This window comes from Idiomarina sp. Sol25, from assembly GCF_033052775.1.
In the GTDB taxonomy this organism is placed as follows: Bacteria; Pseudomonadota; Gammaproteobacteria; order Enterobacterales; family Alteromonadaceae; genus Idiomarina.
Genome location: NZ_JAUPEW010000002.1, coordinates 62,390 through 79,549, shown reverse-complemented (window position 1 = coordinate 79,549; position 17,160 = coordinate 62,390). Strand labels below are relative to the sequence as shown.

Below are 17,160 nucleotides of genomic sequence, written 5' to 3'. Positions count from 1 at the left end.
TGAATAAAAATCAGGTAAAATAGCGTCAATTGTCGATAAAGAGTGGAAATTGGTTAGCACTATGCGGGTATTGGGTATTGAAACGTCTTGTGACGAAACGGGTGTTGCGGTGTACGACACCGAAAAAGGCTTATTAGCCCACCAGTTGTACTCGCAGGTGAAACTGCATGCCGACTATGGCGGCGTAGTACCTGAGCTGGCATCGCGTGACCATGTGCGTAAAACCTTACCGCTGATTAAAGCAGCGCTTAAAGAAGCCGGTATCACTCATCAGCAGCTGGACGGCATTGCCTATACCATGGGGCCTGGGTTAGTTGGCGCTTTACTCGTGGGTGCCTGCATCGGCCGCAGTCTGGCCTTTGGCTGGAATTTGCCGGCAGTGGGTGTTCACCATATGGAAGGGCATTTGCTGGCGCCTATGCTGGAAGAGAACCAACCCGAATTCCCGTTCGTTGCTTTACTAGTGTCTGGTGGTCACACTCAATTGGTGCAGGTAAAAGGAATAGGCGATTACCATTTACTGGGTGAATCAGTGGACGACGCGGCAGGTGAGGCTTTCGATAAAACCGCTAAGCTGATGGGGCTGGATTATCCCGGAGGACCACGATTGGCGGCTCTGGCAGAACAAGGTAACAGTGACCGATTTACTTTCCCCAGACCAATGACAGACAGGCCTGGGCTTAACTTTTCATTCAGTGGCCTGAAAACCTCTGCGGCCAACACTTTGGCTGCTAATGACAGTGATGAGCAGACCCTGGCGGATATTGCGCGGGCATTTGAAGATGCGGTGGTCGATACCCTGGTTATTAAATGTCGCCGTGCGCTAAAAGAAACCGGCTACAAGCGTTTGGTCGTTGCTGGTGGTGTCAGTGCCAATAAACATTTACGCGCCAAACTGGAAGCTTTACTGGAAAAACAAAAGGGCCAGGTGTTTTATCCCCGCACGGAGTTCTGCACCGACAACGGCGCGATGATTGCCTTAGCGGGCGCTCTGCGTTTAGAAGCAGGGGAACGTGAGTCACTTGCAGTAAAAACACACCCAAGATGGCCGATGACAGATTTAAAACCGATGGCAGTGGCTAGCGACGCCGTTTAAAGGCTTTTTCTTCGCCGGAAGACAATCGCAAAATATTGGCCTGGTGACGCCATAGTATCAATAGCGAAATCATAATAACCGGCACCGTGTATTGGGGTTTTATCCAATAGGCATAAAAGGGAGCCAGACAAACGGTTACTAGTGCCGCCAGAGACGATACTCTGCTAATACGGAAAACCAGTAACCAGGTTGCAATAAGCAGCAAAGCCATCTCCCAGGCTACCGGAAACATAGCCCCTAATGCGGTAGCAACTGCTTTGCCGCCACGAAAATGGAAGTAGAGCGGGAAAATGTGGCCAAGGCAGGCTGCAACGGCAATTAAGCCAAGGAAAAATGGTTCAATGCCTAAAAAATAAGAACCCCAGACCGGAACCATACCTTTTAAAACATCAAACCATAGAGTTAATAACGCAGGAACTTTTCCGCCAACCCGGTAAACATTGGTTGTTCCGGGGTTGCCCGAGCCTTCTTTGCGCGGGTCAGGTAAGCCCCAGAGCCGGCAGATAACCACAGCACTACTGATAGAGCCCAGAAGGTAGGCTGAAAGTATCATCAGTAAAGTAAGCGCTGTCATGGGGTACGAATCCCTCGTTTGTTAAGGTAGACTGCGATTAAAAGTCAATGCTCCTAGAATAAGCGGTTTTTTGGGCAATTACCACGGGTTAACACAAATGGAACAAGCAGATATTGATGTCGTTAGCATTGAGGGTCTAACTGTAGAGACCATCATTGGTGTCTATGATTGGGAAAAAGAAAAAAAACAGCGGTTGGTGCTGGATATTCAGATGAGCTGGGACAACCAGCGCGCGGCAACTACTGATAATATTGACGACGCTTTAGATTATGCACTGGTGAGCGAGCGGGTGTCTGGCTGGGTAGCAGAAAAGCCGCGTCAGCTAATAGAAACGGTCGCCGAAGGTGTTGCCAGCCTCATTTTAAATGAGTTCGGAGTACAGAACGTTGAAGTGCGGGTGGCTAAACCCGGAGCTGTGCCTAATGCTAAAACGGTCGCCGTAAGCGTTCGCCGAAGTGTTTTCGACAGCCCATTTGGTTAAGAGGATAAGTTGTGGCGCAAGTTTTTCTCGGAATAGGCTCTAATACGGATCGTGAAAAACACATTCGTGCGGGCTTAGAAGCAATTGCCAAAAGCTTTGACTGGCGTCAACGTTCGCGAATTTTCCGCAGTGAATCGGTTGGGTTTTCCGGCAGCGATTTTTACAACCTGGTGGTCGAGGTAGAAACTGACCTTTCTGTTACCGAAGTTCTGGCCGAGTGTAAGCGCATTGAACAGGAAAACGGACGGGTTCCGGGCAGTGCCAAGTTCAGCCCGCGAACCTTAGACATTGACGTTTTATTGTACGATGACGTTATTCGGCAGCTACAGCCGCAGTTGCCTCGTGGTGAAATTCTTGAAAATGCTTTTGTGCTCTGGCCGCTGGCTGAAATTGCCGGAAGGCGTCTGCATCCGCTTTTAAATGTAAGCTACCAGCAGTTGTGGGAGCAATACCAGCAGACCCATAAAGACTCGCCACAACAATTAGAGCCGATTAGTGACACTCATTGGCTGGAAGATTAACTCACTGCCTCAGCCAGTATTTGTTCACGCTGTTCGCGTAAAGCATCGCCCAGGGCTTTACCGGTAAAGCCTTGCTGCTGCAAAGTCTCAGCATTAAGCGCTGCTGCTTTTTTTGCCCCCGAACGTAACTTTTTATGCTGATCCGCGATACTTTGCTGTTGCGTGGATTTACTATATTCAGCTTGCCTTAACTGCAGTAACTGTTCGAGTTTTTCGGGACGACGCCAATAGTCAATTTGTTTTAGTATCGCTGCTAGCTGGACTTTTTCGGGGAGCTCCGGTGAAGTAATAAAATCCTCATGATTTCTAGCCAGTAAAGCGCAGTCACGGTAATGATTCGGAATAGCCAGTTGCCGACAGAACTGCTTCAGGTTCTCAGGAGTTGCCTGCTCTATAAACAAGCTGGCAAATCTGAGAGTCGTAGAATCGGAATAAGCTGATGTTCTTTGCAAACGCTGCAATTGTGAATCATCGGCGGTTATTCCGGGCAACACCTGAGAAAGCCCCTGTATGTCTTTAAGCAGAGTTAAAAAAACGGTTGGCGTTTGGGTTGCCAGCGACTTCTCCCATTCCCGCCAGACCCGCTCCGGGACTAAGTGACGGAGCTCCTGACTGGCTGACATTTCTTGCAGCAGTTGCAGAGTTTCCCCGGCCACGGTAAAACCTAAGTGAGCAAAACGCGCGGCAAAGCGTGCCACTCTTAATACCCGTAGCGGATCCTCGGTAAAAGCCTCAGAAACATGACGTAATTTACGGTCTTCAATGTCCTGTACGCCATTGTATGGATCGACTATCTTGCCGCTTTCGCTTTGTGCTATAGCGTTAATTGTTAAATCCCGACGCGCCAGGTCATCTTCCAAAGTGACTTCAGGAGAGGCGAAAACGTCAAAACTGGTGTGGCCCTTGCCGGATTTTCGTTCAGTGCGGGCCAGTGCGTATTCTTCGCGGGTGCTGGGGTGCAGGAATACCGGAAAATCTTTGCCGACTTGCTGAAACCCTTGTTTTAATAAATCTTCTGCACGGGAACCCACCACGACCCAGTCACGTTCGTGCACGGGTAATTTCAGAAGTTTGTCGCGTACTGCGCCGCCAACTAAGTATACGTCCACTGCTCACCTCAACTTTGTTTGGCATGATCATGTCGAATCACTGGTCGATGTGCAAGCAAGTCGTTACACTGTTGAACAAATAATAACAGCAGCATTATAGCGGACCGATATGTATCAAAACTATTTTGGTCTTCAGGCAGAGCCGTTTTCCATTGCCCCGGACCCGAATTACCTTTATCTGAGTGAGCGACACCAGGAGGCTTTGGCGCACCTTACGCAAGGACTGCAGGGCAGTGGCGGCTTTATTTTGTTAACCGGGGAAGTTGGAACAGGCAAAACTACGGTATCCAGAGCGTTACTGGAGCAGCTGCCCGAGTCAACGGAAACGGCGTTTATTCTTAACCCTATGCTGAATGAGGATGAACTGCTTGCAAGTTTGTGTGATGAATTTGGCATTCGTTATCAAAAACGCTCCGCGACCCGCAAAACACTGACCGATAAGCTCAGCCAGTTTTTTCTGAAAGCCAATGATGATGGCCGCCAGTGTGTGGTGCTTATTGATGAAGCCCAGCATCTGCGGCCTCAGGTGCTGGAGCAACTGAGGTTACTGACCAACTTAGAGACTCATGACCGTAAGTTGCTTCGGGTCATTTTAATTGGTCAGCCGGAACTACAGGATTTATTGCGCCGACAGGAACTTCGTCAACTGGCGCAGCGTATTACCGCCCGTTATCATATTTTGCCGCTGACAGAACAGGACACGCAACGCTACATTGCTTACCGCCTGCAGGTGGCCGGCGCAAACCGTCCGTTATTTAGTTCAGCTGCAGGACGAAAGGCGCATCAGTTAACTCAGGGCATTCCCCGTTTATTAAACCTTTATTGTGACCGGGCATTGCTGGCAGCTTATACGGAATCCAGTAGCGAAGTGTTGCCAAGGCATATACAGCAAGCGCATATTGAACTGAATGGCACTACCGGTAGCAGGAATCGGCAGCCACACTCGGCTTTATGGCGCTGGGCGGGGGCTTTTGTGCTTCTTGTTGCCACCGCTGTTGGCAGTTACACCCTGATTAACAATACGAAAAAACCGTTGGACGCAACGTCCAGCAGTCAGTATCAGGCCGCAAAAGAGCTGGCGAGTGTCTGGGGCTTGCCCGAACCCCCGTTAGATGCTGATTTTTGTCAGTGGGTAGAACAATATGATCTCGCCTGTCTTAAGTTAAACCAGAGCCTGCAACAACTGCGCAGCATTAACTACCCGGCATTGCTTTATAAGCGAGATAAAAGCGCCGATATAATAACCGATGGTACGGCGATAGATACTACTGGCTGGAACGGGGCTTTCCTTATTTTGTATCAACAGCCGCTGGCTGAAAACGGCGACACACACCGCCAGTGGGTTCGTGAACAGCTGGAAAAACACCTGAGTTCTGAATGGGAAAGTCAGTCATCAGTTGAACAATTTAAAGCACTGCAAAAAAGCCAGGGGCTGCGGGTAACCGGAAAGCTGGATGAAGCGACAATGGCATGGCTGGCATCACGCGCGTCTGACTTTGGGCCCCGATTGAGTAAAGAAAGCGAGTAAAGAGAGCAAATAATGTCATCCTTATTAAAAGCGTTAAAGCAGCAACAGTCGCCATTATTAAAGCAAACCTCAGTGCTTGATGCCTCGCTTATGGCTAACGATAAACACAACCGTAGCTGGAGTTGGCTACTTTGGCCTTTGGCGCTTATTCTCGGCGCAGTGCTGGGCTCTGCCGGAGCTGTTTGGCTTGGTGAAACAAACCAGTCTGAACGTCCTGAAGCGGAAGGTTTCCGGTGGGGAGAAACCGCCAGTATTGAATCGGTTGAATGGGAAGCTGAACCCGAACCCGAACCCGCTCCGGAGGAAGAACCTGAATTAATACAGAGTGCTGGTCAACAGCAATCGTCAGAATCGGAACCAGCCGGGCAAGCAGGAGCGCAGCGGCAAGCTCTGGATCTTTCGACTGTTTCGCCAGACTTATTACAGCGCTTTGAAGCGGCAGTGAATGATACCAGCACCGGTGATCATAGAACCGATACCAGTGTCATACCTTCATTAAGTGAACTTTCACGCTCGTTCCAGCGACAGGTACCAGCGTTTAGTTATGACAGCCACATGTATCGTTCCAGCGCGTCGCAGCGGTGGATTGAACTGAATGGCCAGCGACTGTACGAGGGCGATGCGTTAAGTCAGCTGACAATATTGCGAATAGAGCCACAAAAGGTGGTTTTGGTGAAAGACTCACAGGCATTCTCCCAGCCAGCATTAGAAGACTGGCAACCATAGAAATTATTGACATCCTGCTATGGGATTCATACTCTTGTGCAATAAAGTTTAAACAGGCGTTTAAATTATTAGTTTGAACGCTTCGTGATCCCTACAAGAGGTAATGATATGGCTGACTACAGAGCTCCCCGCGACGACATGGATTTTGTTCTGCATGATGTATTCCGCGTTGCTGATGACTGGCAGCAGACTCCGGAACTTGCCGACATGATGGACGTTGAAACTGCTGGCGCTATTCTTGATGAAGGCGCAAAAGTTGCAGAAAACTTGGTTGCCCCCATAGCCCGCGAAGCGGATGAAGAAGGGGTTAAGTTTAAAGACGGAGAGGTGACAACACCTAAAGGCTATAAAGAGAACTTTCGCCAGCTGGCTGAAGGTGGCTGGGTTGGTGTAACGGCAAACCCCGATTTTGGCGGCATGGGGCTGCCGAAATCTTTATCTGCTCAATACGAAGAAATGCTTTGCAGCGCGGACATCGCCTTTTCGCTTTATCCGGGCCTAACCTCCGGCGCTATCATGGCAATTAATTCGCATGGCAGTGATGAGCTGAAGAACCATTATTTACCGCGTATGGTTTCGGGTGAATGGACAGGCACCATGTGTCTGACCGAGCCGCATGCCGGGACGGATTTAGGCATTATTCGCAGTAAGGCGATTCCCGCGCAAGACGGCAGTTTTTCGCTTAGCGGCACCAAAATATTTATTACTGGCGGTGAGCACGATTTAACCGACAATATTGTGCATCTGGTGCTGGCAAAATTGCCTGACGCACCGGCGGGAACAAAAGGTATTTCGTTGTTCGTGGTGCCTAAGTTTTTGTCCGACGAGCAAGGTAACCTGACCGAACGTAACAATGTTAGCTGCGGTTCTATTGAACACAAAATGGGTATTCACGCATCAGCAACCTGTGTGATGAACTTTGATGGTGCAAAAGCTTGGCTGGTAGGTGAGCCTCATCGTGGTTTACCCGCTATGTTTACCATGATGAACTATGAGCGATTAGGCGTCGGTATTCAGGGGCTGGGAGCGGCAGAGCGTTCGTACCAAAATGCTCTGGAATACGCGAAAGATCGTATTCAGGGACGCGGCGCAAAAGCAACTCGTAACGACCAAGCCGAAGCCGACTCAATTTTAGTGCACGGCGATGTGCGCCGTATGTTGCTGACAATGAAGTCTCTGACTGAAGGTGGTCGCGCGTTTTCGACCTGGGTCGGGCAGCAGCTCGATCGTTCAAAATATGCCGGGGATGACAAGGTTAGGCAAAAGGCCGATGCCATGGTGGCGTTATTAACGCCTGTTGCGAAAGCTTTTTTAACCGATACTGGACTGGAGTCGACCATTCATGGCCAACAGGTTTTTGGTGGGCACGGTTATGTCAGAGAGTGGGGCCAGGAACAATTGGTTCGCGATACTCGTATAGCTCAAATATACGAAGGCACTAATGGTATTCAGGCGCTGGACTTGCTGGGGCGTAAAGTCTTTGGTTCACAAGGCCAGCTACTGCAGCCGTTTAATGAGGAAATTCAGAGCTTCCTGGAGGAATCCTCTACCAGCAGCGAATGGATAAAGCAGCGTGAGCAATTGCAGCAGGCGCTGAATATACTGAATGGTGTCAGTGAAGAAGTACTGCAAAAAGCGGCTGGTGATGAGAACTTAGTAAACAGTGTGGCGGTTGAGTATCTTCATCTGGTAGGTTATGTTTCTTACGCTTACCTGTGGCTGAAAATGGCAATAGCCGCAGAACCACTGTTAAATGACAAGCCATACCTGGCAACGAAAGCAAAAACGGCACGTTTCTATTTTGCCCGCATTTTGCCGCGCATTCATAGCCTGGCAGCTGCGATAAAAGATGGTAGTGAAAGCCTTTACTTACATAGCGACGATGACTTCTAAAGACGAAAAAAAAGAAAGCAATGCATTGACGTTTTATCGTGATAGTCGCCGCCCCCAGGCTTGGGGCGGCTTCTTTTTAGCGATATGGATGGCAATTTATATTGGCGATGCGGTTCCCTTATGGATTATCGTTTCAGGCGCGCTGCTGACCATGGCCATTGTTATGGCAATTGTGGTGAAGTTCAGGCCATTACAACCAGCCGCGTTTTATAACAACCTTGAGCTAACGGAAAAGCGCTTAATTTTACCTCCCAGAACTTACCAGTTGGAAAACCCGCCGGTGCTGCAGCAGTATGAAAAAGATTTAGCCGGTTTACGGTTTGTTGATGAAAAAGGGCAGCGGCAGGAAATAATTGTCGTTTTAAATGACAGCCTAAGACAGCAACTGGAAAACTATCAGGTAGAGCTAAAAAGTTACGAAGAAAAATAAACGAAGAGTAAAGTAAAAAGCCAGCGATTTCTCGCTGGCTTTTTTGTCTCTTGCTGGCCTTTAATCGTCTAAAGACAACAAGGTTGCGTTACCGCCAACGGCAGTAATGTTGTCACTGCGCGTTTTTTCGGTGATAAAACGAGTAAGGTAGTGTGGACCACCGGCTTTCGGTCCGGTACCAGACATGCCGCGACCACCAAATGGTTGTACGCCGACAATCGCACCTATCTGGTTACGGTTAATGTAGACGTTACCCACATCAATACGGCTAGCCACGTCGTGAGCGAAGGTTTCGTTACGGCTGTGAATACCGAAAGTTAAACCAAAGCCAGTGTTATTGATGCTCTCAATAACCTCGTCAATTTCACTCGTTTTAAAGCGAATAACGTGCAAAATAGGACCGAAGTTTTCTTTCACCAACTGGCTGATACTGTCAATTTCGATTGCTGTAGGGGCAACAAAAGTACCACCCATAGCGTAATCGGGCAGTGGCGCGCGGGCAATTAGGCGGCCAGCCTGCTGAATATCAGATATGTGCTGTTCCAGGTTGGTTTTAGCAATTCCGTCGATAACCGGGCCAACGTCAGTTTCATGCAGCAGTGGGTCACCAACTTGCAGCTCTTCCATAGCGCCACGTAGTAAGTCGAGGACACGGTCAGCAACATCATCCTGTACGAACAGAACACGCAGAGCCGAACAACGCTGTCCCGCACTCTGGAAGGCACTGGCAACGATATCGGTGACAACTTGTTCCGGCAGAGCAGTAGAGTCAACCATCATAGCGTTCTGTCCGCCGGTTTCAGCAACCAATGGCACAATTGGACCAGTACGCGCCGCTAGCGCGCGGTTAATGGCCTGAGCGGTATAGCTTGAACCGGTAAAGCAAACGCCGGCAATGTCTTCCTGGCTGGTTAAGTAGCTACCGACCTCGGCGCCACTGCCCGGCATAAAGTGCAATACGTTACCCGGAATGCCTGCTTCCAAAGCCAGCTGCACTGCGCGGTATGCGATAAGCCCGGTTTGTTCTGCTGGTTTAGCAATAACTGAGTTACCGGTAACCAAAGCGGCTGCAACCTGGCCGACGAAAATGGCAAGGGGGAAGTTCCATGGGCTGATACAGATGAAAGTTCCACGACCTTCAACGAACAGCTCATTATCTTCGCCTGTTGGACCCGGTAACTGAATAGGACCACCCATGAGTTCACGCGCCTGGTTGGCGTAATAGCGACAGAAATCAACGGCTTCGCGAACTTCGTCGATACCGTCCTGTAAGCCTTTGCCTGCTTCTACTGAACACAGCGCAATAAGCTCGTTGCGGTTCGCTTCCATTAAGTCGGCAAATTTCTCTAAGCATTCCGCCCGCTCTTCGGTTGGAACGTTACGCCAGGATTTGTAGGCAGCGTTCGCACTTTTCAGTGCTTGTTCAGAGAGCTTTTTATCACCCCAGTAGATACTGCCAACCTGCTTTGAGGTTTCCTGAGGACTGGTAATACTGACATGGTGGTCGGTTTCTATGGTTTTCCCATCGACGATGGGGCCGCCTTGCCATTGTTTGTCACGGTATTGTTGAACCGCTGCAATAAAATCATCTGCTTGTGAGTGAATATTCATATTCAATCCTAATGAATTTGTGCGATCCCCATACATTTCTGAGGGAAGTGGAATTTTGCTGTTTGCGTATTTTTCGTGGCCGGACGCGGTTTTCATCGGGTGCTCGACCAGATCATTAACCTGCGTATCAGAGTCCAGTAGTTTATGGACAAATGACGAGTTAGCACCATTTTCCAGCAACCGGCGAACCAAATAGGGCAGCAAATCTTTGTGAGGGCCAACTGGTGCGTAGATACGTACCACCATACCTGGATTTTGCTCCATTATAGTGTCATACAAGCTGTCACCCATGCCGTGCAAACGCTGGTACTCAATTCGACGCTGATGGGTCTCATTCATTTGTTGAATGGCCATAAAGGTTTGTGCGTTGTGAGTCGCGAATTGCGGGTAGATGGCACCGTCGGTGTCGTCACTCAGTAAGTAACGGGCACAGGCCAAATATGAAATGTCGCTGTGCGACTTGCGGGTAAATACCGGGTAGCCAAGCAGACCGTTTTCCTGAGTCCACTTAATTTCGTTATCCCAATAAGCCCCTTTTACCAAGCGTACAGGAATTTCATCGCCACACTCTTTTGCCAGTGCAGTTATCCAGCACAAGGTTGGCAGTGCACGCTTCGAGTAAGCCTGTACAACCAAACCAAAACGTGGCCAGCCTTTACAGACACCACTGCGGTAAACTTTCTCAAACAGTTCCATTGAAAGCTCGTGGCGATCGGCTTCTTCAGCATCAATAGTTACACCTACGTCGGCTTCTTTGGCCAGCTTGACCAGTTCGGTCAACGTGGTGGCCAGTTCAGTTAGTACCCGTTCGTGATTTGATGCTTCATAACGAGGGTGCAGGGCTGACAATTTAATTGAAATTGTCGGGCGCGGCGCATCCGGGTTATTAAATTCTTCTTTGGTTATCGTCTTAATTGAGTTGACGTACTGCTGCTTGTAGTAATCCGCATCTTTCATAGTTAGTGCGGCTTCGCCAAGCATGTCGTAAGCATGGGTGTAGCCCTTGCCACGGTTATCGCGACTTTCTTTCAAGGCTTCCTCTATGGTACGTCCCAGTACGAACTGCTTACCCATAATTTGCATAGCGGTGTAGGTTGCTTTGCGAATAATAGGTTTACCGAGTTTGCGAACAAGACGACGGAACGCACAGCGCGGTGTTTCCATGGCTTTGCCTGTAGGGTTTGTCACACTGTTTGTCAGTGCTAATCCCCAGGTGCCTGAGTTAACTAACCAAGACGCGCTCTGGCCCATGTGCTTTTGCCAGTCACCGCCGGAAAGTTTATCCTGAATTAACGCATCAGCTGTATAAGCATCAGGAATTCGCAATAATGCCTCAGCAAGACACATTAAAATAATGCCTTCTTTGGTATCCAGGCTGTATTCTTGCAGAAACGAGTCCACGACGCCGTTATCTGTATTTTCCCTTACTTGCTCAACTAACTTAGCTGCGCGCTCGGTTACTGCGCTAACCGTATCATCATCGGCAGGAACCAGCGGCAACAGTTCACGCATATATTCGTCTTCATCAACAATATAATTGTCAGTAATTGCCTGCTGTAAGGACTTTAAGTCCTCAGCCTGATGCTGTTTGGATAGCACCTCACTCGCTTTGAACATAGCATCTCCTGTGTAGCCAGGCCGAAGCTCGGCGTGCTTCCCCAAAGTTGGGAATCGGCGCAAGTATAAGCTTATTTTTGCGCGGGTAAAGACCCTTCATGGTCGGATCTCACGTTGCAACTTTTCACCCTTGGTGTCAAGTGAACTAAATGCCCGTGTTTGTTGACCGTTAGCCGCCAAGCCAGTACCTTTAATCTAACTTATTAAACGCATCGGAATCGATTTATGTCACAAGAAGTTGAGCTCAAGTTACTGATTGCTCCAGAACAGCGAGAAAAAGCACTCGAAGTCTGCCAGTCGTTGGCGGATTCTCATAAGGCAAAACCCCGCAAAGAACAATTTGAACTCAAAAATTCCTATTTTGACACGTCCGATTTACGTTTACGTCAGTTCGACATTGGATTACGGATACGCAGCGATAAAGATCATAAAGAGCAGACGGTGAAACTGGCTGGTCGGGTTATGGGCGGTATGCATCAAAGGCCTGAGTACAATATTGATATTGATAGCGACAAACCAGACTTAACCCTGTTTGATAACGAGATATGGCCGGATGACTTTCCGGTTTACGATATTCAGCGCGATTTGGACACCTTGTTTGTGACTAATTTCACCCGAACCCGTTGGCGGCTTCCCAGTGGCGAAGGTGTAATCGAAATGGTTTTTGATGAAGGTCAAATAGAGTCGGGCGAGCAGCGAGAACCTATAGCGGAAATTGAACTGGAGTTACAGGGTGGTTCTTTAACCGAGGTATATCGCCTGGCGCACGAGTTAGTGAAAAAAGCCGGTGCGCGGGTCGGCTCGTTAAGTAAAGCAGCAAGGGGCTATCTGCTGGCTGGAAAAAGCTTGTTGGAGCCTTTTACACAAATGCACTATGTACCAATCCACTCTGAGCAAAATGTAGGTCAGGCGCTTTACCGATCGTTAGAGTCTGGCTTGCGTCATTGGCAGCATAATGAAGCCTGTCTGGACTTCCAGCCCAGTGTCCGGGCGGTACAAGGAATGGCGGACGGCATGCAAATGGTGCGGGTTGTGTTGGAGCAGCTCATTGAGAACGGTGTTGGAGAGCGACGGTTGCTGACTGGCATATCGCAAATAACTGCGAAGCTGCAGTGGCTCAAGCGCTTTGAAGGGCTGGATGAGCTAACCGCTGAAGATGGGGCTTATCATCGTGCGCTTAAGCGTTACAGCAAATTGTATGAATCTTTAGTCAACAGTCAGGAGGATGTTATTCGCCTGAATGAGGTCGCTGAATTAGTGCATTCTGCCGCATACCAGAAAACCGTACTGGGGTTGTCGGAATTTCTGTTGAAAGAAGAAATGACAGAGGAGCTGGAGCAGCCGGTTTTGCCCTGGAGCAGTCAACTCTTAAAAAGCGACTGGCAGCTGGTACAAACGGCATTTTCTGAGCACGAAAAGCTTAGTGAAGAAGGGTATCTTAAGCTGCTGACCCCCTTGCAAAATAGCCTTTTGATGGGGACTTGTTTCGGACATTTATTTGATGCGGATTTGAGAGAAAGTTTTCGTTTGCCCTGGCAGGATTTAGCCCGCGGCATTCGTGAAATTACCGCTTTGCATATTTTGCATGAGCGTATTCGGGACCGCGACGATGAAGAGGATGAAAAACTGATGGACTGGCAAAAAGCCCAACGAGAATCCCTGTTAAAAGCTCTTGAATATTCGCGTAAAGCTGCGCTGAAACGTGAACCATACTGGTTAAATTAAGGTGGTTATGCTAACTCCCGACAATAAATTGATGAGCGAGACGGAAACAGCCTGGGAACGTTTTAAAGAGGTTGCAGAGAGTATTAAGCTCACAGCTGAACAGGAGCAGATATTACGGGCTCTATTCGCTGTCAGCCCGTTCATTGGAAGGGTTGCAGAAAGTTACCCCGAGCATCTTATAACCGATTTTTTTGACGGCAGTGGAACCACTGTTTATTTGGTTGATGCTGAAAGCTACGGTGACCGTATAGCAGAGTCGTTAAGTCAAATAACGAACGAAGATGAGGCAAAAAAATGTCTACGGAGACTACGCCACTGCTGGATGGCGAAGCTTGCTGCAGCAGATATCCTGCAGCAAGTGTCGTTAAAAGAATCTTTGCACCACTACAGTACCTTTGCTGATGCAGCAATTAGTAAAAGTCTGGAGTGGTTGTTTGAGCGTTTTGTCCAGCGCCACGGTAAACCGCTTGATGCTAATGACCAGCTAATGCCTATGCTGGTCATTGGTATGGGCAAGCTGGGCGGAAAAGAGCTGAATTTTTCGTCCGACATTGACCTTATTTTTGCTTTTCCTGAACAAGGCGAAACACAGGGGCCCGGACGTAATCTGGAGCACGGGGTTTTTTACAAGCGGCTCGCGCAGTCACTTATTGGGTTACTTGACGAGACGACTGCAGACGGGCAAGTGTTTCGGGTCGATATGCGCTTAAGACCTTTTGGTCAGTCGGGCCCCCTGGTAACCAGTTTGAATGCTCTGGAACATTACTATCAGGAGCAGGGGCGCGACTGGGAACGTTACGCCATGGTTAAAGCCCGCATGATAGGGGCTGATGGACAATATGAGCAAGCGTTTCAGCAGTTGATACGACCTTTCGTTTACCGTCGTTATATTGATTTTGGTGCCATTGAAGCGCTGCGTAAAATGAAGCTTTTAATTACCCAGGAAACCCGCCGACAGGGAGTTAAAAATAACATCAAGCTGGGTGCCGGCGGGATTCGCGAAGTGGAATTTATTGTCCAGGCGCATCAGCTTATTCGCGGAGGGCAGGAAAAATCACTGCAGACACGTTCAGTTTACATTGCTATGAACGGTCTGGTGGAACTCGATTTGATCAGCTCGGAGCATGCTAGCCAGCTACTGGAAGATTACGAGTATTTGCGGGTTATTGAGCACCGTTTGCAACAAATTGATGACCAGCAAACGCAGCAACTACCTAACGATGAAACAGGTCGCGCACGGCTGTGCGCAATGTTGAATGAACCTGAGTGGGAGAGCTTGCAGAGAAAAATTGACGAGTGCATGGAGCGCATTCATGCAGAGTTCCAGCAGGTGGTTGGTGCGGAGTCTGAAGATGACGAGGATGAACAAGGCTTGCAGGTTTTATGGCAGGACATGTTGGATGATGATGCAGCATTAGAAATCATAGAAAGTGAAGGGGTTGATGAACCCCTGGCATTATGGACTCTGATTAAAAACTTTCGTCAGGAGAGCCGGCGTCGAAGTTCAGGTCCAAGAGGGCGTTCAGCATTAGCAAGGTTAATGCCGATAATGCTTCGACATGCTATTCAGCATCAGCACCCGGAACGTTTGCTGGAAAGGCTGCTTTCTATTATTAAAGCGGTTATGAGCCGAACGGCGTATATTGAATTGCTGGCTGAAAACCCCGGCGCCCGCGAGCAGCTTTGCAAATTGTGTATGGCCAGCCCATGGATCTCTGAACAGCTGGCTTTGCACCCCATACTTCTGGATGAACTGATTGACCCGCAGCAGCTTTACAGCCTGCCTGAGTCAAAGGATTACGCGGCTGTGCTGCGCGAATACCTTATACGTATTCCTGAACAAGATTTAGAAACACAAATGGATGCGTTGCGTCAGGCTAAGCAGGCACTGCAACTTAAAATTGCCGCAGCGGATATTAGCGGCGTTTTAGAATTGATGAACGTCAGTGATCATTTAAGTGCTCTTGCAGAAGCGACTATCGCTGAAGTGGTTGGCCTGGCCTGGCAACATCTGACTCAAAAACACGGAAAGCCTGCAGGAGCCAGCATTGACAATACCGGTTTCGCCGTAATTGGATACGGAAAATTGGGTGGGCAGGAGCTTGGGTATGGCTCCGATCTTGACTTGGTTTTTGTAACGGATGCCAATTATCAGGGGCAAACAGACGGGCAACGACCTATTGAGGTTCAGCAGTTTTACTTACGCCTGGCACAACGAGTTCTGCATTTATTCACTACCCGAACGGTTGCTGGCATTTTGTATGACGTGGATTTACGCTTACGGCCATCAGGACAGGCTGGCCTCCTGGTGACGCAGGTGAGTTCTTTTGCCCGTTATTTGCGGGATGACGCCTGGACCTGGGAATTACAGGCTTTGGTGCGTGCGCGACCCGTATACGGTGTTCCTGCATTAAGAGACACGGTTATGGATATACGCCGGAGCGTTCTTTCTCAACAACGAGATGAGCACGAACTGCGTCAGAATATTGTTAAAATGCGTGAAAAAATGCGTGAGCATTTGACGCAAAGAAACAGCCGGAAGTTCGATTTAAAACAAGATCCCGGCGGTATTGCTGATATTGAGTTTATCACTCAGTACCTGGTTTTGCGTTATGCGCATAAATATCCGGAGCTATGCAAATACAGTGATAACGTCAGGCTTCTGACTGAAGCGCAACAGTTACATTTACTAACAGAAGTGGATGCTCAGAATTTAATTAACGCCTTTCAAATTTTCCGCTGTGAGAGTCATTCGTTGGCGTTACAGGGTGAGCAGTTATTGGAGGAACACAACCTGGACAATGAACGTCAGGCTGTGCTCAATTGCTGGAATCACTTACTGGAAGATGACTGATAGTAGCTTGGCATGTCGGGGTCAGGACGAGTCTTAAACCTGCGGTGAACCCAGAGATATTGTGTCGGAGCTTTTAGAATGGCGTCTTCCACTAAACTATTCACGCGTTCGGCATCCGCTTTTTTGTCTCCTGTGGGGAAATTTTCAAGCGGCGGTTCGTAAAAGAGATCGTAACCGCTTCCGTCGTCACGTCTGACGCAACGGCTCACCATGACTTTGCAGTTAGGGTTGCGGGCAAAAAGCATAGTGCCTAAGGTTGTTGAAGCATCCGGCACGGCAAAGAACTTAACAAACTCGACGCGACGACGACCATAATCCTGATCCGGAAGATAACCGGCGATGTCACCTTCGCTAAGCGATCTCATCATGGCTTTTACATCGCGACGCTGGATCATATATTTGTTTGAACGCCCTCTGCCGCGGGTTTGTAAGAACTCCATGACCGCATTATTGTGTGGGCGATAAAGACCAACAGCTGGCTCGACAAAGCCATGTAAGCGGGCGTGAACTTCGAGGCTAAGGAAGTGAAATAGCAGTAGCAGAACACCACTGCCATCTTCCTGAGCCTGACGCAAATGCTCTTCGCCATGAACATGCAGTTTACGTTTAATCCGCCAGCTCGGCCACCACCAGGCCATGCCCACTTCAAAGTATGCGATTCCGGTATTTTTCATATTTTCGGTTAGCAATGCTTCGATCTTCTCATTGCTGTATTCCGGAAAGCAAAGCCTTAAGTTGGTACGGGCAATATTCACCCGGCGCGGCATGAGCTTTTTAAACAGCAAGCCCAACCCGCGACCCATTGCGAGCTGAAGTCGATAAGGCAGCCATGACACACTATACAGGATGAAAACACCGAGCCAGGTAAGCCAAAACTTAGGATGTAAAAAGTAGAATTTAAATTTGGGAGGTTCGATCACAGCTGATGTCGCTTATTATTCGCTATTTGCCGCGGATAGTAACATAAAAATTCAAAAATGAGGCACCGCCAATAG

At 48.9% G+C, this 17,160-nt stretch carries 13 protein-coding genes; 9 read left to right on the top strand and 4 right to left on the bottom strand.

Annotated elements, in window-relative coordinates; all coding sequences use genetic code 11:
* Positions 1-61: 61 nt before the first annotated feature.
* Positions 62-1,096 carry a tRNA (adenosine(37)-N6)-threonylcarbamoyltransferase complex transferase subunit TsaD gene (gene tsaD, locus Q5L94_RS04490; RefSeq protein WP_317497519.1) on the top strand — a complete coding sequence of 345 codons (1,035 nt, stop codon included), beginning with the start codon at positions 62-64 and terminating at the stop codon, positions 1,094-1,096.
* Here tsaD and plsY read toward each other — a convergent pair.
* Positions 1,080-1,670 (bottom strand): glycerol-3-phosphate 1-O-acyltransferase PlsY, encoded by a 591-nt coding sequence (plsY, locus tag Q5L94_RS04485; RefSeq protein ID WP_317497260.1) that lies wholly within the window; start codon positions 1,668-1,670, stop codon positions 1,080-1,082. The two genes, tsaD and plsY, sit on opposite strands and share 17 nt — an antisense overlap.
* Before the next feature lie 97 nt (positions 1,671-1,767).
* On the opposite strand from plsY, the gene folB reads away from it, so the two are divergent.
* Together folB and folK are read left to right on the top strand one after the other, a co-directional pair.
* Positions 1,768-2,151 (top strand): dihydroneopterin aldolase, encoded by a 384-nt coding sequence (gene folB, locus Q5L94_RS04480; protein WP_317497259.1) that lies wholly within the window; start codon positions 1,768-1,770, stop codon positions 2,149-2,151.
* A gap of 11 nt (positions 2,152-2,162) precedes the next feature.
* Positions 2,163-2,672 (top strand): 2-amino-4-hydroxy-6-hydroxymethyldihydropteridine diphosphokinase, encoded by a 510-nt coding sequence (gene folK, locus Q5L94_RS04475; RefSeq protein ID WP_317497258.1) that lies wholly within the window; start codon positions 2,163-2,165, stop codon positions 2,670-2,672.
* Here folK and Q5L94_RS04470 read toward each other — a convergent pair.
* Positions 2,669-3,781 carry a multifunctional CCA tRNA nucleotidyl transferase/2'3'-cyclic phosphodiesterase/2'nucleotidase/phosphatase gene (locus Q5L94_RS04470; protein ID WP_317497257.1) on the bottom strand — a complete coding sequence of 371 codons (1,113 nt, stop codon included), beginning with the start codon at positions 3,779-3,781 and terminating at the stop codon, positions 2,669-2,671. The genes folK and Q5L94_RS04470 overlap by 4 nt on opposite strands.
* 109 nt (positions 3,782-3,890) lie before the next feature.
* On the opposite strand from Q5L94_RS04470, the gene Q5L94_RS04465 reads away from it, so the two are divergent.
* From Q5L94_RS04465 to Q5L94_RS04450, 4 genes are all read left to right on the top strand, one after another.
* Entirely contained in the window at positions 3,891-5,309 is a 1,419-nt protein-coding gene (locus Q5L94_RS04465) for an ExeA family protein (RefSeq protein ID WP_317497256.1), read from the top strand.
* A 12-nt stretch (positions 5,310-5,321) separates the two neighbouring features.
* Entirely contained in the window at positions 5,322-6,035 is a 714-nt protein-coding gene (locus Q5L94_RS04460) for a general secretion pathway protein GspB (protein ID WP_317497255.1), read from the top strand.
* 108 nt (positions 6,036-6,143) lie between these two features.
* A complete protein-coding gene (locus Q5L94_RS04455; protein ID WP_317497254.1) occupies positions 6,144-7,928 on the top strand; it encodes an acyl-CoA dehydrogenase C-terminal domain-containing protein in 1,785 nt (594 codons plus the stop codon).
* Entirely contained in the window at positions 7,918-8,358 is a 441-nt protein-coding gene (locus tag Q5L94_RS04450; RefSeq protein WP_317497253.1) for a hypothetical protein, read from the top strand. The genes Q5L94_RS04455 and Q5L94_RS04450 overlap by 11 nt, the downstream gene beginning before the upstream one ends.
* Positions 8,359-8,418: 60 nt before the next feature.
* Here the strand turns inward: Q5L94_RS04450 and putA are convergent, their stop codons facing one another.
* Positions 8,419-11,586, bottom strand: a complete 3,168-nt coding sequence (putA, locus tag Q5L94_RS04445; RefSeq protein ID WP_317497252.1) for a bifunctional proline dehydrogenase/L-glutamate gamma-semialdehyde dehydrogenase PutA — start codon at positions 11,584-11,586, stop codon at positions 8,419-8,421.
* A 225-nt stretch (positions 11,587-11,811) separates the two neighbouring features.
* Here putA and Q5L94_RS04440 point away from each other — a divergent pair, with 225 nt between their 5' ends.
* Positions 11,812-13,311, top strand: coding sequence for an inorganic triphosphatase (locus Q5L94_RS04440; RefSeq protein WP_317497251.1), 1,500 nt, complete (start codon positions 11,812-11,814; stop codon positions 13,309-13,311).
* Between the two features lie 7 nt (positions 13,312-13,318).
* On the top strand, positions 13,319-16,165 hold the full coding sequence (gene glnE, locus Q5L94_RS04435) for a bifunctional [glutamate--ammonia ligase]-adenylyl-L-tyrosine phosphorylase/[glutamate--ammonia-ligase] adenylyltransferase (RefSeq protein WP_317497250.1): 2,847 nt from the start codon (positions 13,319-13,321) through the stop codon (positions 16,163-16,165).
* Here glnE and lpxL read toward each other — a convergent pair.
* Positions 16,144-17,085 carry an LpxL/LpxP family Kdo(2)-lipid IV(A) lauroyl/palmitoleoyl acyltransferase gene (gene lpxL / locus Q5L94_RS04430; RefSeq protein WP_317497249.1) on the bottom strand — a complete coding sequence of 314 codons (942 nt, stop codon included), beginning with the start codon at positions 17,083-17,085 and terminating at the stop codon, positions 16,144-16,146. The two genes, glnE and lpxL, sit on opposite strands and share 22 nt — an antisense overlap.
* Positions 17,086-17,160: the final 75 nt, after the last annotated feature.